Source organism: Streptomyces sp. NPDC001070 (assembly GCF_053598835.1).
The window spans coordinates 60,691-83,821 of sequence record NZ_JBSFLB010000036.1 but is presented as its reverse complement, the minus strand read 5'-3'; the positions used below and the strand labels follow the sequence as shown (position 1 = coordinate 83,821).

The 23,131-nt window shown below is 70.7% G+C and carries 17 protein-coding genes; 10 read left to right on the top strand and 7 right to left on the bottom strand.

Going from position 1 to position 23,131, the window contains the following annotated elements; genetic code table 11:
* Positions 1 to 81: 81 nt before the first annotated feature.
* From ACWDAS_RS34235 to ACWDAS_RS34225, 3 genes are all read right to left on the bottom strand, one after another.
* Positions 82 to 579: a hypothetical protein gene (locus tag ACWDAS_RS34235; RefSeq protein ID WP_450398671.1), complete on the bottom strand. Its 498-nt coding sequence runs from the start codon at positions 577 to 579 to the stop codon at positions 82 to 84.
* A 318-nt stretch (positions 580 to 897) separates the two neighbouring features.
* Positions 898 to 1,302, bottom strand: a complete 405-nt coding sequence (locus ACWDAS_RS34230; RefSeq protein ID WP_450398670.1) for a cupin domain-containing protein — start codon at positions 1,300 to 1,302, stop codon at positions 898 to 900.
* 9 nt (positions 1,303 to 1,311) lie between these two features.
* A complete protein-coding gene (locus tag ACWDAS_RS34225; RefSeq protein ID WP_450398668.1) occupies positions 1,312 to 2,061 on the bottom strand; it encodes an SDR family oxidoreductase in 750 nt (249 codons plus the stop codon).
* Between the two features lie 795 nt (positions 2,062 to 2,856).
* Here ACWDAS_RS34225 and mtrA point away from each other — a divergent pair.
* From mtrA to ACWDAS_RS34195, 6 genes are all read left to right on the top strand, one after another.
* Positions 2,857 to 3,546 (top strand): two-component system response regulator MtrA, encoded by a 690-nt coding sequence (gene mtrA, locus ACWDAS_RS34220; protein ID WP_078620260.1) that lies wholly within the window; start codon positions 2,857 to 2,859, stop codon positions 3,544 to 3,546.
* Between the two features lies 1 nt (position 3,547).
* On the top strand, positions 3,548 to 5,530 hold the full coding sequence (gene mtrB / locus ACWDAS_RS34215; RefSeq protein WP_450398666.1) for an MtrAB system histidine kinase MtrB: 1,983 nt from the start codon (positions 3,548 to 3,550) through the stop codon (positions 5,528 to 5,530).
* Entirely contained in the window at positions 5,530 to 7,353 is a 1,824-nt protein-coding gene (locus tag ACWDAS_RS34210) for an LpqB family beta-propeller domain-containing protein (RefSeq protein WP_450398665.1), read from the top strand. The genes mtrB and ACWDAS_RS34210 overlap by 1 nt, the downstream gene beginning before the upstream one ends.
* A gap of 131 nt (positions 7,354 to 7,484) precedes the next feature.
* On the top strand, positions 7,485 to 8,369 hold the full coding sequence (locus ACWDAS_RS34205) for a ComF family protein (RefSeq protein WP_450398663.1): 885 nt from the start codon (positions 7,485 to 7,487) through the stop codon (positions 8,367 to 8,369).
* 312 nt (positions 8,370 to 8,681) lie between these two features.
* A complete protein-coding gene (gene hpf / locus ACWDAS_RS34200; RefSeq protein WP_450398661.1) occupies positions 8,682 to 9,365 on the top strand; it encodes a ribosome hibernation-promoting factor, HPF/YfiA family in 684 nt (227 codons plus the stop codon).
* 171 nt (positions 9,366 to 9,536) lie between these two features.
* Entirely contained in the window at positions 9,537 to 10,289 is a 753-nt protein-coding gene (locus ACWDAS_RS34195; protein ID WP_450398659.1) for a response regulator, read from the top strand.
* Positions 10,290 to 10,370: 81 nt separating this feature from the next.
* Here the strand turns inward: ACWDAS_RS34195 and ACWDAS_RS34190 are convergent, their stop codons facing one another.
* Both ACWDAS_RS34190 and ACWDAS_RS34185 read right to left on the bottom strand, forming a co-directional pair.
* The gene (locus tag ACWDAS_RS34190) at positions 10,371 to 11,534 is read right to left on the bottom strand and encodes a winged helix-turn-helix domain-containing protein (RefSeq protein WP_450398657.1); all 1,164 of its coding nucleotides are present in this window, start codon (positions 11,532 to 11,534) and stop codon (positions 10,371 to 10,373) included.
* A 142-nt stretch (positions 11,535 to 11,676) separates the two neighbouring features.
* The gene (locus ACWDAS_RS34185; RefSeq protein ID WP_450398655.1) at positions 11,677 to 12,267 is read right to left on the bottom strand and encodes a GNAT family N-acetyltransferase; all 591 of its coding nucleotides are present in this window, start codon (positions 12,265 to 12,267) and stop codon (positions 11,677 to 11,679) included.
* A gap of 209 nt (positions 12,268 to 12,476) precedes the next feature.
* Here ACWDAS_RS34185 and secA point away from each other — a divergent pair, with 209 nt between their 5' ends.
* Positions 12,477 to 15,269 (top strand): preprotein translocase subunit SecA, encoded by a 2,793-nt coding sequence (gene secA, locus ACWDAS_RS34180; RefSeq protein ID WP_450398653.1) that lies wholly within the window; start codon positions 12,477 to 12,479, stop codon positions 15,267 to 15,269.
* Positions 15,270 to 15,370: 101 nt separating this feature from the next.
* On the opposite strand, the gene ACWDAS_RS34175 is transcribed toward secA, so the two are convergent.
* Positions 15,371 to 15,823 (bottom strand): Rv3235 family protein, encoded by a 453-nt coding sequence (locus tag ACWDAS_RS34175; RefSeq protein WP_450398651.1) that lies wholly within the window; start codon positions 15,821 to 15,823, stop codon positions 15,371 to 15,373.
* Between the two features lie 138 nt (positions 15,824 to 15,961).
* Here ACWDAS_RS34175 and ACWDAS_RS34170 point away from each other — a divergent pair, with 138 nt between their 5' ends.
* Both ACWDAS_RS34170 and ACWDAS_RS34165 read left to right on the top strand, forming a co-directional pair.
* Positions 15,962 to 16,468 (top strand): DUF6912 family protein, encoded by a 507-nt coding sequence (locus ACWDAS_RS34170; protein WP_450398649.1) that lies wholly within the window; start codon positions 15,962 to 15,964, stop codon positions 16,466 to 16,468.
* 81 nt (positions 16,469 to 16,549) lie between these two features.
* On the top strand, positions 16,550 to 17,203 hold the full coding sequence (locus tag ACWDAS_RS34165) for an HAD family hydrolase (protein ID WP_450398647.1): 654 nt from the start codon (positions 16,550 to 16,552) through the stop codon (positions 17,201 to 17,203).
* Between the two features lie 63 nt (positions 17,204 to 17,266).
* Here ACWDAS_RS34165 and ACWDAS_RS34160 read toward each other — a convergent pair whose 3' ends face one another.
* Positions 17,267 to 17,833, bottom strand: a complete 567-nt coding sequence (locus ACWDAS_RS34160; protein ID WP_450398645.1) for a DJ-1/PfpI family protein — start codon at positions 17,831 to 17,833, stop codon at positions 17,267 to 17,269.
* A gap of 347 nt (positions 17,834 to 18,180) precedes the next feature.
* On the opposite strand from ACWDAS_RS34160, the gene ACWDAS_RS34155 reads away from it, so the two are divergent.
* Positions 18,181 to 23,106, top strand: a complete 4,926-nt coding sequence (locus tag ACWDAS_RS34155; protein ID WP_450398643.1) for an NAD-glutamate dehydrogenase — start codon at positions 18,181 to 18,183, stop codon at positions 23,104 to 23,106.
* The last annotated feature ends 25 nt before the right edge of the window (positions 23,107 to 23,131 follow it).

Here is a 23,131-nt window from a genome sequence, read left to right as displayed (position 1 = left end):
ACGGCCCCCTGACCTGCGACGATTCGCGGGCCAGGAGGCCGTGACATCCACAGCTGACATCAGTCGGGCTGATCAGCGTCCTCACGGGGGACACTCCGCAACGACTCCAGCCGCGCCGGCTGACGCAGGAGCCGATCCAGCTTGCGGTGGGAGAACGTTGACCTGGACCGCCGCGTGCTGTGGGCGCCGTGCTGAAGTCTGCGGCCGTCCTCCGCCGGGCCTCGCGAGGAAGCGCAGCACTTGCACCGCGTCCCAGCTCTCTCCGCTGTCCGTGGGAGCCCGTACGTGGACGAGCTTGGCCACGTTCCGGGTCAGGCCGAAGTCTTCCTCCATGGCGGCGGTCAGCGACGCCGAGAGGACCCGCAGGGCGTGTTTGGCGGTCTTGCTGCTCTTGTCACCAGCCAGCCTGGTCATAGCCGCCCGCAGCTCTTTGACTCCGAGCTTGAACATCACGACGTGACCGAGCCGGGGCCGCAGGTACAGGCGAACCGTCTGTTCGTAGGTCTCGTAGCTGCCCACCGACAGGTACGGCTTGACGACGCACTCCATCCAGTAGTCGAACCAATCGCCCAAGGTCATTTCCCGAGTCGGCGTCGGGATGCCGTGCTGGGCACTCAGCTTCCGGCGCCTGGCATCGCACTCGTCGTAGCTCCGGCCATAGACGAGCGGAGGGGCAGGCAGGAGCCAGCCCGATTCGCAGCCAGCGTATGGCCCCCTGGCCATGCTCGACCCCAACCCGGGCAGGCCACCGGCCAAAGGTCGCGCCAATGCCCTCTGTCGCCTGCTTGCTCACCCTTGTCGTGGTTTATTGTCCTCGCCCGACTCTCCTGAGTCATGGATACCGTTGCCTCGCCTGAACGCCAACCGTGGGCTGCGAGCAGGCTCTCGTCCTCGCCCTCAGGCTGGTGAACGCCTTACCCAACCGCTCTGCTGAAGCTCGTCATCGTCCAGGAAGACCAGCATCGGCTGGCCGTGAGCCATTACCATGGTCACGACAAAGCGCAGGGGACTGTCGGTGCGGTTGTTGGCGTCCTGATAGTGAATTGTGTCCCCGCCAGGCTCCCAGAAAGCCTCGCCGGCCTTGACCACTCGCGGCGGCTCGCCCTGCAACTCGAAGACCATTTCGCCCTCCAGGATGTAGCCGAAACACGGCCCGCCGGGATGGCGGTGCGGCGGCACGCCGGCATCGCCGGGAGGATATTCGATCCGGACGGTCATCACCTCGGCCTCTGCAGGCATAAAGGGCGGGGTGATGCTCTGAAGGTCGGTCCGAGTGTTCTTCGCCTTTTCGTAGGGGTCCATCGCTTCCTCCTATCGCGCGCCAGCCTCCAGCCACTGGTCGAACGTCGTGGGGGCGATACGGGCGTTCTCGCCGGGCAGCAGCACGTTGCCGGCCATCGACACGTCAAGAGGGCCGGACCACGTCGGAACCAGCTTTACCTTGCGCCCGAGAACGTCATTGGTGCGGCGGGCCATGTCGACCAGGTCTTGCGGCTCTGGGCCGGCGACATCGACGTAGCGGCCCTGCGGGTCCCCGGCCGCGACCTCGGCCAAGACCTGAGCTATATCGTCGGGTGCAATTGGCTGAACAAGTAGGGGGGCGATGGTGGCCACGCCGTCGCGCTCTGTCCAGCTAGCAGCCAAGGCCCCAAAGTCGTGAAATTGCGTGGCGGGCACGATCGTCCACGGCACCCGACTCTCCTCGATAAGGCGCTCTTGCTCGCGCTTGCCCGAGTAGTGAGCCGTACCGCCTCTGATCCGGTGGATTCCAACGATCGACAGCAGTACATGGTGTCGCACCCCCGCACGCTCCTCGCTGACGAGGAGATTTCTCGTGGCAGTGCCGAAATAGGTAAGCGTCTCGTCGGGGCTGATCGGCGGGGAGCTCATCGCATCGACCACCGCGTCAACGCCTTTGAGTGCCGCGTCCAAGCCCTGGCCCGTAATCAGGTCAACGCCAAGAGAGCGGCTGATGGATATGACTTCATGCCCCGCGCGCTCGAGGAACGAGGCAGTTCGGGTACCGATATTGCCGGTCGCACCGGTGACAGCGATTCGCATCGGCAGCCTCATTTACACGCTAACTGAGCCAAATGTCGTCGTCGAGGTGAAACAAACGGACCCAAAGGTCTTGAAGGCTCTCCGCAGACCACCTGGCGGCGCAAGCCGCACTGCGGCACGAGCCCTCGGTTTCAGGTAGCCCCTACACCACGCTAGCTTCCCTGTTTCGCTTCGGCTGGCTGAGCTGGTTGGAACTCGGTGAAGCTGCACGGCGGGGGCCCGACGCGCTGGTAGGGGCCTCCAGGGTTCCAAGTGGTCCTTCGCGTCAGCACCGCGCGTTGCCGCTCGATGCCGTGCCTCTAGCGGTGCTGCCCGATCCGCGTCGGCAGCGGGGAGTATGTCGCGTGTTGGGCGGAGTTGCTGATCGCTGCATGCGGCGACAGCCGGGGGCGTCCCTGGACCGCGATCGAGCAGCGTGGTCTTCAGCACAGCCGCAAGTGCCTTGGCGGCCGACCAGCACCTCGAGCCCCTGGTCGAGTCCCCGGCCGCCCGGTACCTCGGCCTTTCGATCTACAGTACGTCGACGATGCGGCCGACTGCCAGGGCTCGGGGCGGTACCCGGTCGCGGAAGCACCCCGGCTGGCCTTCCTGGAGAGAGCGGGCCTTACGACCCTCGCGCAGCCAGGCATGCACCTGGCAGGGTGTTCACTGTCCGGAACCAGGTGTCCGGGGTCGACATCCGTGCGTGACATCGACGGCTCCGAACATCCCAGGTCAGCGGCGGATGGCAGCGGACGCAGATCACGGGGGAGTGACGACAAACACCATGGTCAAAGCTATCGATGCGAAAATGGGATGATGGTCGCTATGAAGGGACGCGTCCTGGTCGTCGACGACGACACCGCACTGGCAGAGATGCTCGGCATCGTGCTGCGCGGAGAAGGTTTTGAGCCGTCGTTCGTGGCCGACGGAGACAAGGCCCTCGCCGCCTTCCGGGAGACCAAGCCTGATCTGGTCCTCCTCGACCTCATGCTCCCCGGACGGGACGGCATCGACGTATGCCGCCAGATCCGGGCCGAGTCCGGGGTGCCCATCGTCATGCTCACCGCGAAGAGCGACACGGTCGACGTCGTCGTGGGCCTGGAGTCGGGCGCCGACGACTACGTCATCAAACCGTTCAAGCCCAAGGAGCTCGTGGCCCGCGTGCGGGCCCGGCTGCGCAGGGCCGAAGAGCCCACCCCGGAGCAGCTCACCATCGGCGACCTGGTCATCGACGTGGCCGGCCACTCCGTCAAGAGGGACGGCCAGCCCATCGCGCTGACCCCCCTCGAGTTCGACCTGCTGGTCGCGCTCGCCCGCAAGCCCTGGCAGGTCTTCACCCGCGAGGTCCTGCTCGAGCAGGTCTGGGGCTACCGCCACGCCGCCGACACCCGCCTGGTCAACGTGCACGTCCAGCGGCTGCGCTCCAAGGTCGAGCGGGACCCCGAGCGCCCCGAGATCGTGGTGACCGTCCGCGGTGTCGGCTACAAGGCCGGACCGGGCTGACATGGCCACCGCGTACGAGCGTGAGCGGCTGGAGAGCCGGCACGCGGACCCCCTGAGGGGTCTGCTGCCGGTGCTCCGCTCGTGCGTGCGCTGGACCCGGCGGCCCCTCCAGCCCGCCGCCCGGCTCTGGCGCCGCAACATCCAGCTGCGCGTGGTCGCCACCACCTTGCTGATGTCTCTCGGCGTCGTCCTCCTCCTCGGCGTCGTCGTCATCGGCCAGGTCAAGAACGGGCTCCTCGACGCCAAGCGGCAGACCGCCCAGAGCCAGGCCGTCGGCGGCTTCGCCGTCGCCAAGGACAACGCCCGCAACGGCACCGACAGCGCCGGCACCGGCAGCGACGGGCGCAGCCAGAACGACACCGCGACCTGGCTCAACGACCTCGTCGAACGCCTCGCCAGCAGCGGCCAGGGCGTCTACTCCGTCGTCGCCCTCAGCTCCAACGCCCGGGACCAGACCCTCAGCGCCAAGGCCGACAGCCCGGGCACCCACGGGCCCCGCGGCTCCCGCGGTGTCTGGCCGGAGGAGAGCGTGCCCGCGGACCTGCGCAAGGCCCTCGACGAGAACTCCGACGTCTTCGAGCGCTACACCTCGATGAAGAGCGACAGCGTCCCCGGCGGCGAACCCGCCCTCATCGTGGGCCAGCGCCTCAGCGACCCCAACGGCAAGCCCTACCAGCTGTACTACCTCTTCCCCTTCGATCAGGAGGAGAAGACCCTCGGCCTGGTCAAGGGCACCCTGGCCACCGCCGGGATCTTCGTCGTCGTCCTGCTCGGGGCCATCGCCTGGCTCGTCGTCCGCCAGGTCGTCACCCCCGTCCGCATGGCCGCCCAGATCTCCGAGCGCCTCGCCGCCGGCCACCTCCAGGAACGCATGAAGGTCACCGGCGAGGACGACATCGCCCGCCTCGGCGAATCCTTCAACAAGATGGCCCAGACCCTCCAGGTCAAGATCCAGCAGCTGGAGGACCTGTCCCGGATGCAGCGCCGCTTCGTCTCGGACGTCTCCCACGAGCTGCGCACCCCGCTGACGACCGTCCGCATGGCCGCCGACGTCATCCACGAGGCCCGCGAGGACTTCGACCCCGCCACCTCTCGCTCCGCAGAGCTGCTGCAGAACCAGCTCGACCGCTTCGAGTCGATGCTCTCCGACCTCCTGGAGATCAGCCGCTTCGACGCCGGCGCGGCCGCCCTGGAGGCCGAGCCCATCGACCTGCGCGACGTCGTGCACCGGGTCGTCGACGGTGCCGAACCGCTCGCCGAGCGCAGGGGCAGCCGCATCGTCATCCACGGGGACGAGCAGCCCGTCACCGTCGAGGCCGACGCCCGGCGCGTAGAACGTGTCCTGCGCAACCTCGTCGTCAACGCCGTCGAACACGGCGAGGGCCACGACGTCCACGTCCGCATGGCCTCCGCGGGCGGCGCCGTCGCCGTCGCCGTACGCGACTACGGCGTCGGCCTCAAGCCCGGCGAGGCCACCCGTGTCTTCAACCGCTTCTGGCGCGCGGACCCCGCCCGCGCCCGCACCACCGGCGGCACCGGGCTGGGTCTGTCCATCGCCCTGGAGGACGCCCGCCTGCACGGCGGCTGGCTCCAGGCCTGGGGCGAACCCGGCGGCGGCTCCCAGTTCCGGCTGACCCTGCCCCGTACCGGCGCCGACAGCCTGCGCGGATCGCCGATCGCCCTGGAACCCGAGGACTCCCGCCGCAATCGCGACCTCGCCTCCGGGCTCTCCCACCGCGGCATGCCCGCCGGGGCCACCGCCCTCGACGCGGCCGCACACCACGGCTCCTCCCACCACGGCTTCCCGGCGCCGCGCTTCAACGCGCCCGCCATCCCCGCCATGCCGCTCACCCCGTCGCGGCCCCCGGCCGCCGACCCTGCGGCCCTGCCCGGCAACGGCGCACGGGTCGTCGGGCACCGCGCAGGCAGCGGCACGGTCACCCACCCCACAACAGCAGACGAGGCGCGGGAGGACAACGACTGATGCGCGCGAAGGGGGGCGGCCTTCCGCGGCCGGCCGTTGCAGGCGTGCTCCTGGGCTGCCTCGTCCTGGTCACGGGGTGCGCGTCCATGCCCAGCAGCGGCGAGGTGCACAAGGTCGGCGGCGAACAGCACGCCGACACCGACCCCCAGGTGCGGGTCTTCGGCGTCAAGCCGCGGGAGGGCGAGACCCCCAGCGAGATCGTCAGCGGCTTCCTCGAGGCCACCACCAGCGACGAGGCCAAGTACGCCACCGCCAAGCTCTACATGACCAAGGACCAGGCCAAACGCTGGAGACCCGAATCCGGGATCACCATCCTCGCCGGCGGCCCCGCCCAGGTGCAGGAACCGGGCGCGAACGCCGACGGCAAGGACGGAGACAGCACCCAGATCACCCTCACCGGCTCGAAGGTCGCCACCGTCGACGGGCGGCACGCCTACCGCGCGGAGGACGGCACCTTCAGCACCGGCATACGCCTGACCAGGGAGAACGGCGAATGGCGCATCGCCGGCGTCGGTGACGGGCTGGTGCTGAGCGAGGCCGACTTCCGGCGCATCTACCGCTCCGTCGACACGTTCTACTTCGCCTCGGACCCCGACCCCCAGAGCGGGCCCGGCACACGGAACGCACTCGTCGCCGACCCGATCTACCTGCGCAAGCGCATCAACCCGCTGAGCACCACCGTCAACGCCCTGCTCGCCGGGCCCACCGACTGGCTGGACCCCGTCGTCGTGTCGGCTTTCCCCACGGGCATCACAGCCGTCAAGGTCGACCTCGACGACTCCCAGCGCGTGACGGTGAGGCTCGGCAAGTCCCCCGGCGGCGACAGCGCGCGCTGTCAGCGGATGGCCGCCCAGCTGATCCAGACCGTCCAGGGCATGTCCTCCACACCCGTGCCCTCGGTCGCGCTCCAGGGCCCCAGCGGCCGCACCCTCTGCTCGCTGCAGCGCGAGGACGCCGCCCGCGACTACGCGCCGGACAAGCTCGTCGGGGACAGCAGGGAGCAGTACTTCATCGACGCCGCCCACCACCTCGTCAGCCTCAGCGGCGACGACACCCGGCCCGTCGCGGTGGCCGGCCCCCTCGGCACCGGCGCGTTCAAGGTGGGCTCCGCCGCCGTGCGGCGCGACGAGCAGTACGCCGCCGCCCTCAGCGAGGACAACGCCGACCTGTACGTGGCCGGGCTGAGCGCCGACGCCCAACTCGGCGCCGTGGTCCTGCACAGCCGCGCCGTCGACCCCAAGAACCGCCTCACCACACCCAGCTGGGACGGCTACGGCGACCTCTGGATCGCCGACCGCGACCCCGCCCGGCCGCGACTGCTGATGCTGCGCGACGGCGCGGGCAGCCCCGTCGAGGTCGCCGTGCCGGAGCTCGGCGACGGGCGCATCGAGTCGCTGCGGGTCGCGGCCAACGGCGTGCGCATCGCCATACTGGTCCGCGAGGACGACCACACCACGCTGCGGCTCGGGCGGATCGAGCGGACCGGGACCGCTGACGACCCGCAGATCACCGTGGCCGATCTGCGCAATGTCGCACCTCAGTTCGAGGACGTCATAGCAGCGTCCTGGGCCGGATTCAGCCGGCTGGTGGTCGTGGGACGCGAGACCGGTGGAGTACCGCAGATCCAGTACGTGGACGCGGACGGCTCCGGCGCGTCCACGTCGAGCCTGCCGGGCATCAGCGGTGTGACGTCCGTGGCGGCCTCCGAACGCCAGGACAAGCCGCTGCTCGCCGAGCTCGAGGGCGGCGTGTTCCGGCTGCCGCCCGACTCCAACTGGAAGGAAGTCGCGCCCAAGGCCAGCTCGCCCGTCTACCCGGGCTGACCGGCCCGGCCCCTTCGGGTGCCCCCGCTCGCGGAGTTTTCCACAGGCTGGGGACGGACCTGGCGGCCACCGTACGATCCCGGCATCGTTGACGCATGCGGGGAGCACGGGGACATCGGGGACAGCGGGGTGTGCGGGGCCTTCGTGGAGTCCAGGGGTGGTGGCGGGAGATCTCCGGGCTGGTGCTCCCGGCCGAGTGCGCGGGGTGCGGGGCGCCGCGGACGGGACTGTGCGAGGAGTGCGGCGCCGCGCTGTACGAGCCCGGAGCGCGGCAGGTGTGGCCGGACGCGCCGACCGATGGGCTGCCCGCCGTCTGGGCGGCTACGGTCTACGCCGATCAGCCGCGCGCGGTGCTGCTGGCGCACAAGGAGCGCGGCGCGCTGGGCCTGGCCCGCCCGCTGGGTGCCGCCCTGGCGGGAGCGGTGTACGCCGCGGTGCGGGGAGGGGGAGGGGGAGGGGCCCCCGAGACCCGGCGCCGGACAAGCACCCCCACCCCCGCCCTCCCCCCGTTCCTCCTCGTCCCCGTCCCCTCCTCCCGCCGGGCGGTCGCGGCCCGCGGCCACGACGCCACCCGCCGCCTCGCCCTCGCCGCCGCCGCGGATCTGCGGCGCGACGGGCTGTCCGTCCGGGTGGCCGCGGTGCTGCGGCAGCGGCGGGCGGTGGCCGACCAGTCGCGCCTCGCCGCCCGCGACCGGCCCGCGAACCTCTCCGGCGCCCTGGTGGCCGTGCGGGGTGCCGGGCGCCTCCTGGGAAGCGCGCCGGTGGTGCTGGTGGACGACCTGATGACCACCGGGGCTTCGCTGGCCGCCGCGGCCCGCGCGGTCGAGGAGAGCGGGGGCCGGGTCCTCGCCGCGGCGGTGGTCGGCGGCCCGGTGCCGATGCGCCACCCGGCAGGCGCCACCCGCTGGGCGGGAGGGGCCGGGAAACACCCGTTCCAGAGGTCGAACGGACAGCCGGACAGGGACCGGAATCGGGTCGTCCCGGCGGATCCCGCAGATGGCGGAACGGGCATTTAACCCGAAGGGAGGTATAGCGCTTCTGGGGGTGCCGACCCCGGGTCCACGGGTCTATGTTCGGTGGTGAGGGGCGGCGGCGCCCGTCGTGGGCCGCCGTTCCACGGACCGCGAGATGTGGTTCACCCACCGTTCAGTGGATGTTGATCTTTCTCGCGGGGGAGGAGGAGGTGAGAGTCGCGGCTTCGCCGCCCGGAAACCTCCGAGCGCGCGGAGCGGCAACGAACGTCGACGCCGGGCGGGACCTGGTGCCCGCCGGCCTCAGCGCAAGGGATCGCCCCGTGAGACCGAGGTGATCCGGGAACGGAGTTCTGCGTGGACATCGTCGTCAAGGGCCGCAAGACCGAGGTGCCCGAGCGGTTCCGGAAGCACGTGAACGAGAAGCTGGAGAAGATCCAGAAGCTCGACGGCAAGGTGATGAGCCTCGAGGTCGAGGTGTCCAAGGAACCGAACCCCCGGCAGGCAGACCGTTCCGACCGGGTGGAGATCACGCTGCGCACCCGTGGCCCGGTGATCCGGGCCGAGGCCGCCGCGACCGACCCCTACGGGGCGCTCGACATCGCGGTGAACAAGCTCGAGGCGCGGCTGCGCAAGGCGGCCGACAAGCGCCGGGTGCATCGCGGCGGCAGCCGCACGCCCATGAGCGTGGCGGAGGCGACGGCCGGGCTGGCCACGACCGAGTTCAACGGCACCCCGACCGCCGGGGAGACGTCCACAGGCGTGCCCACCACCAAGATCGGCGGCTGCCTAGAGGTCCAGGGTGAAGGACCCCTGGTGGTACGCGAGAAGACGCACGCGGCAGCACCGATGACGCTCGACCAGGCCCTCTACGAGATGGAACTGATCGGGCACGACTTCTACCTGTTCATCGACTCCGACACGGAACAACCGAGTGTCGTCTACCGGCGGCACGGCTACGACTACGGCGTCATCCACCTCAAGGAGGACCCCTCCGTCGAGGATGCGCCGGCCGGCGCGGGCGGAGCGCTCCGCCGGTGAAGTAGGGGTCAGGGGCGGCGCTCCCGGGCGGGAAACGACCATCGCCTGGGGGCGCCGCCGTGCTCGGGCATGGAATCATGGCCGGGCAGCCAATGTACGGGCCGCGTCGCCCGGTTGGCCTGGCACGGAGAGTGCGACTACCACGGGCGCCGGCCCGAGGGGGAGGAACCGATGGCGGACAGCTTCGAGCCCGCGCCGGCCGGTGGGGCGGAGCCCGACACGGGTGCCGCGGGGGGCACGGGTGTCGGCGGCGCGCCGCGCAAGGAGCCGATCAGGGTCCTCGTGGTGGACGACCACGCCCTGTTCCGCCGGGGTCTGGAGATCGTGCTCGCGCAGGAGGAGGACATCCAGGTCGTCGGCGAGGCGGGGGACGGTGCGGAGGCGACGGAGAAGGCCGCGGACCTGCTGCCGGACATCGTCCTGATGGACGTGCGGATGCCGAAGCGGGGCGGTATCGAGGCGTGCACCTCCATCAAGGAGGTGGCACCCAGCGCGAAGATCATCATGTTGACGATGAGCGACGAGGAGGCCGACCTCTACGAGGCGATCAAGGCCGGAGCGACGGGTTACCTCCTCAAGGAGATCTCCACGGACGAGGTGGCCACGGCGATCCGCGCGGTGGCGGACGGGCAGTCGCAGATCAGCCCGTCGATGGCGTCGAAGCTGCTCACCGAGTTCAAGTCGATGATCCAGCGCACGGACGAGCGCCGTCTCGTTCCCGCCCCCCGGCTGACGGACCGTGAGCTGGAGGTGCTGAAGCTGGTCGCCACCGGGATGAACAACCGGGACATCGCCAAGGAGCTCTTCATCAGCGAGAACACGGTGAAGAACCACGTGCGGAACATCCTGGAGAAGCTGCAGCTGCACTCGCGGATGGAGGCCGTGGTGTACGCGATGCGGGAGAAGATCCTCGAGATCCGCTGACCGGGCGGGTCCGGAGGGGTCCGGGCGGGTCCTGACGTGTCGGGCCGGGTCAGGACGCCGAGGGTGTCCGGACGCACCGGTTCAGGCGAGGGCGGCGGTCAGGGCCGCGGCGAGCTTGGGGTCGTCGAGCCGTTCGACGCGGACGCTGTCGCAGCCGACCCATTCGGCCGCCTCGCGCAGCGCCTGGGCCATGGGCTCGACGGCACGCGCGGAGTCCAGTGAGACCTGACGGGCGATCAGGGTCCGTCCCTCGCGGGCCGGGTCGGCGCGCCCCACGAGCCGCCCGCCGGCCAGCAGCGGCATCGCGAAGTAGCCGTGTATGCGCTGGGGTTTGGGGACGTACGCCTCCAGGCGGTGGGTGAAGCCGAAGATGCGCTCGGTGCGGGGCCGGTCCCAGATCAGGGAGTCGAAGGGGGAGAGCAGGGTCGTGCGGTGCCGGCCGCCGCGCGAGGCGTCGGCCAGGGCGGCGGGGTCGGCCCAGGCGGGCTTGTTGCCCCAGCCTTCGACCGTGACGCGGACGAGGCCGGTGTCGGCGACGACCGAGTCGACCTGCTCGCCCTTGAGCCGGTGGTAGTCGGCCAGGTCGGCCCGGGTGGCGACGCCCAGCGCGGCGCCGGCCTGGGCGACCAGGCGGCGCAGGCACTCGGCGTCGTCGATGTCGTCGTGGAAGAGGGCGTCGGGGACGGCCCGCTCGGCGAGGTCGTAGACGCGCTTCCAGCTGCGTCGCCGGGTGCAGACGACGTCGCCGGTGTCGAGCAGCCACTCCACCGCGATCTTCGTCTCGGACCAGTCCCACCAGGGTCCGCCGTTCTTGGCCCCGCCCAGCTCGGTCGAGGTCAGCGGGCCGTCGGTCTTGAGCCGGTCCAGGACGGCGGCGGTGGAGCGGTCGGCGTCCTGCAGCACGTGCCAGCGGTGGCCCCGGGCCCGCCGGGCGCGGCGGCGGAAGGCGAAGTGCGGCCATTCCTCGATGGGCAGGATGCAGGCGGCGTGCGACCAGTACTCGAAGGCGTGGCTGTCGTCCCAGTACGCGGACTCGACCGCGGCACGGCCGACGGCGCCCAGCCGCGCGTACGGGATGAGTTCGTGGGAGCGCGCCAGCACCGAGATGGTGTCGAGCTGGACCGCGCCCAGCCGCCGCAGGACGCCGCGCACTCCGCCGCGGCGGTCGGGGGCGCCGAGGAAGCCCTGCGCGCGCAGGGCGATCCGGCGGGCGTCGTCGGCGGAGAGGGCCACGGGCGTCGTCATGGGCCCACCCTAGAAGGCGCCTCTGACATTCCGGCCCGCGGTCCCTCCGCCGACGCCCACAGCCCTGCCGCCGACGCCCGCGGTCCCTCCGCCGATGCCCACAGCCCTGCCACCGGCGCCCACCGACGCCGCCGCTCCGCCGTCATTCCCCCTGGTACGGCAGATACGCCGCGCCCCCGGCCAGGCCGAGGTCGGAGGGGAGCATGGAGGCGATCCAGGCGTCGCGCCGGGTGCCCTGGTGGACGATCTTGGCGCGCATCGTGCCCTCCATCCGGAAGCCCGCCTTGAGGGCGACCGCCCGGGAGCCCGCGTTGCCCGCCTCGGCGTACCACTCCAGGCGCTCCACGCCGAGGTCCTCGAAGGCCCAGCGCGCCACGGCCCGGGCGGCCTCGGTGGTGAGGCCGCGGCCGCGCTGCTCCTTGGCGGTCCAGTAGCCGAGCTCGGCCTGCCGTTCGGCGGTGCTCAGCTGGGCCAGCCGCACCAGTCCCATGGCCCCCACCAGTCGTCCCTCGTCCCGCGTGGTGACGGCGAAGTTGTAGACGGTGTCGTCGCGCCAGCCGTCGGGGCAAGTACGGGAGACGAAGTCCTGCGCGTGCTCGTGGGTGTACGGGGACGGCACCGGTGTCCAGCGCGGGATCTCGGGGTCCTGGCAGGCGATGCGGACGGCCTCGGCGTCGTCCGGTCCGAAGGGGCGCAGGACGAGGCGCTCTGTGGTGAGGGTTATCGGCTCCATGCGTCCGAAGTATCCCCGAGCGCGGGACGCGGTCTCGACCCGACGGGGCCGGATCGGGGCGGCGATCGCGAGGGAGAACCGCCCGGCTTGGCGACGGACCTCCCGGCCCGCTGGGGTCCTCGCTTACGATGGCCGTTGCAGCGGGGTGTGACCTGCTGTGCCCAGCGCGAGAAACCGTGCCAGGCCCGACCGGCAAGGAGCCAGCCTACGTGTCCGTCCTCAACAAGATCCTGCGTGCAGGCGAAGGCAAGATCCTGCGCAAGCTGCACCGCATCGCGGACCAGGTCAATTCCATTGAAGAGGACTTCGTCAATCTGACGGACGCCGAGCTGAGGGCCCTCACGGACGAGTACAAGGAGCGTTACGCCGACGGCGAGAGCCTGGACGACCTGCTCCCCGAGGCGTTTGCCACCGTCCGCGAGGCCGCGAAGCGCGTCCTGGGTCAGCGGCATTACGACGTCCAGCTCATGGGCGGTGCCGCGCTGCACTTCGGCCATGTCGCCGAGATGCGCACCGGCGAAGGAAAGACCCTGGTCGGCACGCTGCCGGCGTACCTGAACGCTCTGTCCGGCAAGGGCGTGCACCTGATCACGACCAACGACTACCTCGCCGAGCGCGACTCGGAGTGGATGGGCCGGGTGCACCGCTTCCTGGGCCTGCAGGTCGGCTGCATCCTGGCGAACATGACCCCGGCGCAGCGCCGGGAGCAGTACGCCTGCGACATCACCTACGGCACCAACAACGAGTTCGGCTTCGACTATCTGCGCGACAACATGGCGTGGTCGAAGGACGAACTGGTGCAACGCGGACACAACTTCGCCATCGTCGACGAGGTGGACTCGATCCTCATCGACGAGGCCCGTACCCCGCTGATCATCTCCGGCCCGGCGGACCAGGCCACCAAGTGGTACTCGGACTTCGCGCGCCTGGTGACCCGCCTGAAGCCGGGCGAGGCGGGCGGCATGGGCAAGGCGGAGACCGGCGACTACGACTTCGACGAGAAGAAGCGCACGGTCGCCATCCACGAGGCCGGCGTCTCGAAGGTCGAGGACTGGCTGGGCATCGACAACCTCTACGAGTCGGTGAACACCCCGCTGGTGGGCTACCTGAACAACGCCATCAAGGCCAAGGAGCTCTACAAGAAGGACAAGGACTACGTCGTCATGGACGGCGAAGTCATGATCGTCGACGAGCACACCGGCCGTATCCTCGCCGGCCGCCGTTACAACGAGGGTATGCACCAGGCGATCGAGGCCAAGGAAGGGGTGGAGATCAAGGACGAGAACCAGACGCTCGCCACGATCACCCTCCAGAACTTCTTCCGCCTGTACTCCAAGCTCTCGGGCATGACCGGTACGGCGATGACCGAGGCCGCCGAGTTCCACCAGATCTACAAGCTCGGCGTGGTCCCGATCCCGACCAACCGCAACGTGCAGCGTGTGGACCGGGCGGACCTGATCTACCGCACCGAGGAGGCGAAGTTCGCGGCCGTCGTCGACGACATCGTCGAGAAGCACGAGAAGGGCCAGCCGGTCCTGGTCGGCACGACCTCGGTGGAGAAGTCCGAGTACCTGTCGCAGCAGCTGAACAAGCGCGGTGTCCCGCACGAGGTGCTGAACGCCAAGCACCACGAGCGCGAGGCGTCGATCGTCGCGCAGGCCGGCCGCAAGGGCGCCGTGACGGTGGCCACCAACATGGCCGGCCGCGGCACCGACATCAAGCTCGGCGGCAACCCGGACGACCTGGCCGAGGCGGAGCTGCGGCAGCGCGGCCTGGACCCGGTGGAGCACGTCGAGGAGTGGGCGCAGGCCCTGCCGGAGGCGCTGGAGCGCGCCGAGGCGGCGGTCAAGGCCGAGTTCGAGGAGGTCAAGGAGCTCGGCGGGCTCTACGTCCTCGGCACCGAGCGGCACGAGTCGCGGCGCATCGACAACCAGCTGCGCGGCCGCAGCGGCCGTCAGGGCGACCCGGGCGAGTCCCGCTTCTACCTCTCCCTCGGTGACGACCTGATGCGCCTGTTCAAGGCGCAGATGGTGGAGCGCGTGATGGCCATGGCCAACGTGCCCGACGACGTGCCGATCGAGAACAAGATGGTGACCCGTGCCATCGCCTCCGCCCAGTCGCAGGTCGAGCAGCAGAACTTCGAGATCCGCAAGAACGTCCTGAAGTACGACGAGGTGCTCAACCGGCAGCGCGAGGTCATCTACGGCGAGCGCCGCCGCGTCCTGGAGGGCGAGGACCTGCACGAGCAGGTGCGCCACTTCATGGACGACACCATCGACGACTACATCGCGATCGAGACGGCCGAGGGCTTCGCCGAGGACTGGGACCTGGACCGGCTGTGGGGCGCCTTCAAGCAGCTCTACCCGCTCACGGTGACGGTGGAGGACCTGGAGGACGCCGCCGGGGACCGGGCGGGCATCACCGCGGACTTCATCGCGGAGATGGTCAAGGACGACATCCACGAGCAGTACGACGCGCGTGAGCAGCAGCTCGGCTCGGAGATCATGCGCGAGCTGGAGCGGCGCGTGGTGCTGTCGGTGCTGGACCGCAAGTGGCGCGAGCACCTGTACGAGATGGACTACCTGCAGGAGGGCATCGGCCTGCGGGCGATGGCGCAGCGCGACCCGCTGGTGGAGTACCAGCGCGAGGGCTACGACATGTTCAAGGCCATGATGGACGGCATCAAGGAGGAGTCCGTCGGCTACCTGTTCAACCTGGAGGTCCAGGTCGAGCAGCAGGTCGAGGAGGTGCCGGTGGAGGCCGGGTCCCCGCAGGACGCGGCTCCGGCCCTGGTCAAGCAGGACGCCCGTCCGGAGATCCGGGCCAAGGGCCTGGAGGCCCCGAAGCGGGCCGACCGGCTGCACTTCTCCGCTCCCACGGTGGACGGCGAGGGCGGTGTCGTCGAGGGCGACTTCGACAGCGACGCGGGCTCGGAGTCGGACGGCCTGACGCGGGCGGAGCGCCGCCGCGCGGCCAAGGGCGGCCGGCGCCGCAAGAAGTAGGACGCGAGCGGCTCGCGAAGCCGCGGGCGGCGGGGCCGGACTCCTCTCGGGGTCCGGCCCCGCCGGCGTTCGGCCGCGCGTCCCGCCGGCGGGAGGGGCGGTCAGTGCGCCTCGACGGCGGCGCAGCGCCAGCCGGTGCCGGTGCCTCCACGGGCCGGGTCGGCGCGTTCCAGCCGGAAGGCGAGGGCCCGCACGACGTGCGGGGTGAGCGAGACGACGGCACTGACCTCGACGGCCGTCCCGTGGCCGACGGGCGAGACGCGCGGCGGCTTCAGCAGCCGCGGCAGGTGGCCGCGGGAGACGTACCGCCAGTCGGCGCGGGCGTTGACGAGGTCCCACAGCCGGTCGTAGGCCTCCGGCTGCACCCGTCCGGCGAGGCTGGTGATCGGCCGCCGGCCGGTGAGCACCTCCAGCAGCCGCCCGGCGAACCACACGTGCGGCGGGAGGGCGGTGACGCGCTGTACCCGTGCGGACGCGGGCATGGACACGGACGCGGATACGGACGCGGATACGGACGCGGGCATGGGCGCGGGCATGGGCGTGATGACGGACATGATGCGGACCCCCGTGGTCTACCGACTGGTAACCGGGTTCTACGGGGCCGGGCGGAGGCCCGGGAAGTCGCGCCCGCGGTGGCCGGGAGGCGGTGCGGAATTCACCTATCAGGGGTGGTGCGCCCTTATGCTGACGCCATGCGCGTCTACATCCCCACGACCCTCCCCGGCCTCGCCGGGGCCTACAAGGCGGGCGAGCTGGGCCCCGCGCCGCTGGACGCCTTCGCGGTCACCCCGAGCCTGCGCGAGTGGTACGTCTCCGACGACATCGAGGAGCTGGAGTACGCCGCGCTGACCCGCGCCGCCCAGGCCTCGCTGCGGCAGCTGGCGGCCACCCCGGACGCGCCCCGGCGGCGTGTCGTGGTCGCCGTCGACGTCGCCGACGCCGCCGTCTCCTTCGACCCCGACCGCGGTCTGGACCCCTCCGCGCTGGGCGCCGTGCGCCTGGCCGCGGCGGTGCCGATGGCCAGGGCGGCCGCCGTGCACGCCGACGCCGACGAGGCCGAGCAGGACGTCACCGCGGCCGCCGACGCGCTCGGCGCGGCCGACGCGGGCGACGACGACGCCCGCTTCACCGTCGACGGCGCGGAGGACCACGAGCTGCTGTGGTACGCCACCCAGGAGATCCCCTCGCTCATCGCGTGAGGTGACCGTCCGAACACGCCGCGAGTGGATTTGACCTGGGCACTTGCCTTGAGGACACAGGGTCTGGGTACGGTTTCGGATGTGAACGCGCATCTCGTGTGGGACTGGAACGGCACGCTGCTCCATGACATCGACGCGGTGATCGAGGCGACCAACGCCTCCTTCGCCGAGATCGGGCTGCCGCGGATCACGCTGGAGCGTTACCGCGAGCTGTACTGCGTGCCGGTCCCCCTCTTCTACGAGCGGCTCATGGGCCGGCTGCCCACCGACGAGGAGTGGGAGGTGATGGACGACATCTTCCATCGCCACTACTGGACCCTCGCCGGTACGTGCGGTCTCGCCGAGGGGGCGGCGGAGATCCTGGCGCGGCGGCGGTACGAGGGGCTGACGCAGTCGCTGTGCTCCCTGGCGCCCCACGATCAGCTGATACCGATCCTGCGCACGCACGGCATCGAGAACCACTTCCTGCGCGTGGACGGCCGCACCGAGGGCAGCCACAGCGGCAAGTCGGAGCAGATGGCGCGGCACGTCGCCGCGATGGACGGCATAGCGGCGGACCGCATGGTGGTGATCGGCGACGCCGTCGACGACGCCGTGGCCGCCAAGCACGTCGGGGCCATGGCGGTGCTCTACACCGGGGGCTCGCACAGCCGGGCCAGCCTGGAGACCGCCGGGGTGCCGGTGGTCGACACGCTGGAGGAGGCGGTGCGGACCGCCGAGGCCCTGATCGCCTGAGTGCGGCCCGGGCCGAGTACGGCCTCCGGGTCCCCGGCGGCGGGGACCCGGGCGGCCGGCCGGTCAGGTCACCGGCGCCTTCGAGCGGAGCACCGTCAGGAATTCGCGCATCCAGACCGGGTGGTCGGGCCAGGCGCGGGCGGAGACCACGACACCGTCCACGACGGCCTCGGAGTCCTGGAAGCTCGCCCCGGCCGCCTCCATGTCCATCTCGAGCGCCGGGTAGGCCGTGACCCGGCGTCCGCTGAGGGCGCCGACCGCGGCGGTCAGCAGGGGTCCGTGGCAGATCTGGGCGACGGGCTTGTCGGCGTCGAAGAAGGCCTTGAGGACCTTGCGCAGCTCGGGGTCGTTGCGCAGGTACTCCGGGGCGCGCCCGCCGGGCACGACCACGGCCGCGTACTCGCCGGGGTCGACGTCCGCGAAGGACAGGTCGGCCGGCCAGGTGTAGCCGGGCTTCTCGGTGTAGGTGTCGAAGCCCTCCTCGAAGTCGTGGACGACGAACCTGAGCTTCTTGCGGCTGGGGGCCGCGATGTGCACCTCGTACCCCTCTTCGAGGAGCCGTTGGTACGGGTACATGACTTCCAGCGATTCCGCCGCGTCGCCGGTCACGATCAGGATCTTGGTGGCCATGGCTGGGTGTCCCGCCTCTCGCCGTCGTCGGCTGTCCGTCCGCTGCCGTGCTGCCGTGCTGCCGTTCTGCGGTTCTGCCGCGCTGCCCGTCTGCCGCGCCGCCCTGCTTCTCGCGCCGCCAGTCCGCTGCGTGAACGTCTCGATAAATCCCCGGGACGTTCCCCTCCTCAACCTGCACCCGCCCGGCCGGACTGTCCAGTTCGTCAAAGATTGGTTCGTGGTTTTGTACACAAAGAGCCCCTGACAGCCCCCCCGGCCGTAGCGATAGCCTTACAGCGTGATCAGCGCTGATCCACCGATCACCATCACCTACGTCACGCAATGGCGCGCGACAGGAGCATGAGGACATGCAGACCAAGCTGGACGAAGCAAAGGCCGAGCTGCTCGCACGGGCGGCCCGGGTAGCTGAGAACAGCCCGGCGGGGGGACAACCTGGCCAGGGCCTCGAGAAGGAGGCGCTGGGAGCCTTCCTCCAGCGCTACTACCTGCACAGTGCCCCCGAGGACCTGCTCGACCGCGACCCGGTGGACGTCTTCGGCGCCGCCGCGTCGCACCACCGCCTCGCCGAGGTGCGCCCGCAGGGGACGGCGAACGTCCGCGTGCACACCCCCACGGTGGAGGAGAACGGCTGGACGTGCAGCCACACGGTGGTCGAGGTCGTCACCGACGACATGCCGTTCCTGGTCGACTCGGTCACCAACGAGCTGTCCCGCCAGGACCGCGCGATCCACGTCGTCGTCCACCCGCAGATGCTGGTCCGCCGTGACGTGACCGGGAAGCTGCTGGAGGTGCTGGACGCCGCCCCCGGCGACGCCGCCGGTCTGCCGCACGACGTGCTGACCGAGTCCTGGATCCACGTCGAGATCGACCGCGAGACCGACCGCGAGGACCTGAAGGCGATCACCGCGGACCTGCGCCGGGTGCTGTCCGACGTCCGCGAGTGCGTCGAGGACTGGCAGAAGATGCGCGACGCCGCGCAGCGCATCGCCGACGAGCTCGCCGCGGCCCCGCCCGCGCTGCCGGAGCAGGAGGTCGGCGAGGCCTGGGAGCTGCTGCGCTGGCTCTCCGAGGACCACTTCACCTTCATCGGCTACCGCGAGTACGCGCTCACCACGGAGAGCACCCCGGAGGGCGAGGAGGACGTGCTCACCGCCGTCCCCGGCACCGGGCTCGGCATCCTGCGCTCCGACCCCCAGCACCGCGTGGAGGAGTCCGACGGTCACGCGGTCTCGCCGTCCTTCAACCGGCTGCCCGCGGACGCCCGCAAGAAGGCCCGCGAGCACAAGCTGCTGATCCTCACCAAGGCCAACAGCCGGGCGACCGTGCACCGGCCGTCCTACCTCGACTACATCGGGGTGAAGAAGTTCGACGCCGAGGGCAACGTCATCGGCGAGCGCCGCTTCCTCGGCCTGTTCTCCTCGGCCGCCTACACCGAGTCCGTGCGCCGCGTGCCGGTGATCCGCCGCAAGGTCCAGGAGGTGCTGGACGGCGCGGGCTTCTCCCCGGACAGCCACGACGGCCGCGACCTGCTGCAGATCCTGGAGACCTACCCGCGCGACGAGCTCTTCCAGACCCCGCCGGACGAGCTGCGCGAGATCGTCACCAGCGTGCTCTACCTGCAGGAGCGCCGCCGGCTGCGGCTCTTCCTCCGCCAGGACGAGTACGGCCGCTACTTCTCGGCGCTGGTCTACCTGCCCCGCGACCGCTACACCACGGGCGTGCGGCTGCGGCTGACCGACATCCTCAAGGAAGAGCTCAACGGCGTCACCGCCGACTTCACCGCCTGGAACACCGAGTCGGTGCTCTCCCGGCTGCACTTCGTGGTCCGCGTCGCCCCCGGCACCGCGCTGCCGCACCTGACCGACCGCGACGTCGAGCGGATCGAGAACCGGCTCACCGAGGCCGCCCGCTCCTGGTCCGACGGCTTCGCCGAGGCGCTGACCTCCGAGTGCGGCGAGGAGCGCGCGGCAGAGCTGATCCGCCGCTACGCGCAGGCCTTCCCCGACGGCTACCGCGCCGACTTCACCCCCCGCGCGGCCGTCGCCGACCTGCAGCACCTGGAGCGGCTCAACGGCGAGGACTTCTGCCTGAGCCTGTACGAGCCGGTCGGCGCCGCCCCCGACGAGCGCCGCTTCAAGATCTACCGCACCGGCGCCCCCGTCTCGCTGTCCGCCGTGCTGCCGGTGCTGCAGCGCCTGGGCGTCGAGGTCATCGACGAGCGCCCGTACGAGTTGCGCCGCGCCGACGGCACCCGCGCCTGGATCTACGACTTCGGGCTGCGCATCGACCCGTCGCTGGGCGACCTCGGCGACGACGCCCGCGAGCGCTTCCAGGACGCCTTCACCGCGACCTGGACCGGGAAGGCCGAGAACGACGGCTTCAACTCCCTGGTGCTGCGCGCCGGGCTCACCTGGCGCCAGGCGATGGTGCTGCGCGCCTACGCCAAGTACCTGCGGCAGGCCGGCACGGCCTTCTCGCAGGACTACATGGAGGACACCCTCCGCAACAACGTCCACACCACCCGGCTGCTGGTCAACCTCTTCCAGGCCCGGCTCTCCCCGGACCACCAGCGGGCCGGCAGCGAGCTGACCGACGCCCTGCTGGAGGAAGTGGACGCGGCGCTCGAGCAGGTCGCGAGCCTGGACGAGGACCGCATCCTGCGCTCCTTCCTCACTCTCATCAAGGCGACGCTGCGCACCAACTACTTCCAGCGCGCCGAGGGCGGCAAGCCGCACGCCTACGTGTCGATGAAGTTCGACCCGCAGGCGATCCCGGACCTGCCCGCGCCGCGCCCGGCGTACGAGATCTGGGTGTACTCGCCGCGTGTGGAGGGCGTGCACCTGCGCTTCGGCAAGGTCGCCCGCGGTGGCCTGCGCTGGTCCGACCGGCGCGAGGACTTCCGCACCGAGGTCCTCGGCCTGGTCAAGGCGCAGATGGTGAAGAACACCGTGATCGTGCCGGTGGGTGCCAAGGGCGGCTTCGTCGCCAAGCAGCTGCCGGACCCGGCGGCCGACCGCGAGGCGTGGCTGGCCGAGGGCATCACCTCGTACAAGACCTTCATCTCCGGACTGCTCGACGTCACCGACAACCTGGTGGCCGGGCAGGTCGTGCCGCCCGCCGACGTGGTCCGCCACGACGGCGACGACACCTACCTGGTGGTGGCCGCCGACAAGGGCACCGCGTCCTTCTCGGACATCGCCAACGAGGTCGCCACGTCGTACGGCTTCTGGCTCGGCGACGCCTTCGCCTCCGGCGGTTCGGTCGGCTACGACCACAAGAAGATGGGCATCACCGCCCGCGGCGCCTGGGAGTCGGTCAAGCGGCACTTCCGCGAGATGGGCCACGACACCCAGAGCGAGGACTTCACCGTCGTCGGCGTCGGCGACATGTCCGGTGACGTCTTCGGCAACGGCATGCTGCTCAGCGAGCACATCCGGCTGGTGGCCGCGTTCGACCACCGGCACATCTTCATCGACCCGCAGCCGGACGCGGTGACCTCGTACGCCGAGCGGCGCCGGATGTTCGAGCTGCCGCGCTCGTCGTGGGCGGACTACGACACGAAGCTGATTTCGCACGGCGGCGGCGTCTTCCCGCGCAGCGCCAAGGCGATCACGCTGACCCCGCAGATCCGCAAGGCGCTCGGCATCGAGCAGCCGGTGGCGAAGATGACCCCGGCCGACCTGATGAAGGCGATCCTCAAGGCCCCGGTGGACCTGCTGTGGAACGGCGGCATCGGCACCTATGTGAAGGCCGCCACCGAGTCCCACCTGGACGTCGGCGACAAGGCCAACGACGCGATCCGCGTGGACGGCGGCGAGCTGCGCGCCAAGGTCGTCGGCGAGGGCGGCAACCTGGGCCTGACCCAGCTCGGCCGCATCGAGTTCGCCCAGGCCGGCGGCCGGGTCAACACCGACGCCATCGACAACAGCGCCGGTGTGGACGCCTCCGACCACGAGGTCAACATCAAGATCCTGGTCAACGCGGTCGTCACCGACGGCGACATGACCGTCAAGCAGCGCAACTCGCTGCTGGCCGAGATGACCGACGAGGTCGGCGCGCTCGTGCTGCGCAACAACTACGCGCAGAACGTGGCCCTGGCCAACGGCATGGCGCAGTCCGCCAGCCTGCTCCATGCCCACCAGCGCTTCATGCGCAAGCTGGTACGAGACGGCAAGCTGGACCGGGCTCTGGAGTTCCTCCCCTCCGACCGGCAGATCCGCGAGCGGCTGAACGCCGGCCACGGGCTGACCCAGCCGGAGCTGGCCGTCCTCCTCGCCTATACGAAGATCACCGTGGCGGAGGAGCTGCTCACCACCGACCTGCCCGACGACCCGTATCTGCGGCGGCTGCTCGACGCGTACTTCCCCAAGGCGCTGCACGAGCGGTTCCCGGCGCAGATCGACGGGCACGCGCTGCGCCGCGAGATCGTGACGACGGTACTGGTCAACGACACCGTCAACACCGGCGGCACCACCTTCCTGCACCGCTTCAAGGAGGAGACCGGCGCCACCAGCGAGGAGATCGTCCGGGCGCACACCGCGGCCCGCGCCATCTTCGGCCTGGGCACCATCTGGGACGAGGTGGAGGCGCTGGACACGGTCGTCGCGGCCGACGTCCAGACCCGGATCCGGCTGCACTCGCGGCGGCTGGTCGAGCGGGCCACCCGCTGGCTGCTGAACAACCGGCCGCAGCCGTTGGCGATCGCCGAGACGATCGACTTCTTCCGCGACGGTGTCGCCACCGTGTGGGCGGTGCTGCCGAAGCTGCTGCGCGGCGCGGACCTGGAATGGTACGAGTCGATCCACGACGAGCTGACCGGCGCGGGCGTGCCGGAGGAGCTGGCCACGAAGGTGGCCGGGTTCTCCTCCGCCTTCCCGACGCTCGACATCGTCGACGTCGCCGACCGGACCGGCAAGGACCCGCTGGCGGTCGCCGAGGTCTACTACGACCTCGCCGACCGGCTGCAGATCTCGCAGCTGCTCGACCGCATCATCGAGCTGCCGCGCGCCGACCGCTGGCACTCCATGGCCCGCGCGTCGATCCGCGAGGACCTCTTCGCGGCGCACGCGGCGCTGACGCAGGACGTGCTGTCCGTCGGCAACGGCTCGTCCACGCCGGAGCAGCGCTACCAGGCGTGGGAGGAGTCCAACAGCGCGCTGGTCGGTCGCGCCAAGACGACGCTGGAGGAGATCCAGGGCTCCGAGAGCTTCGACCTGGCGAACCTGTCGGTGGCGATGCGGACGATCCGCTCGCTGCTGCGCGCGCGGCGCTGACGCCGTACGGCGGCGACCTCAGGGC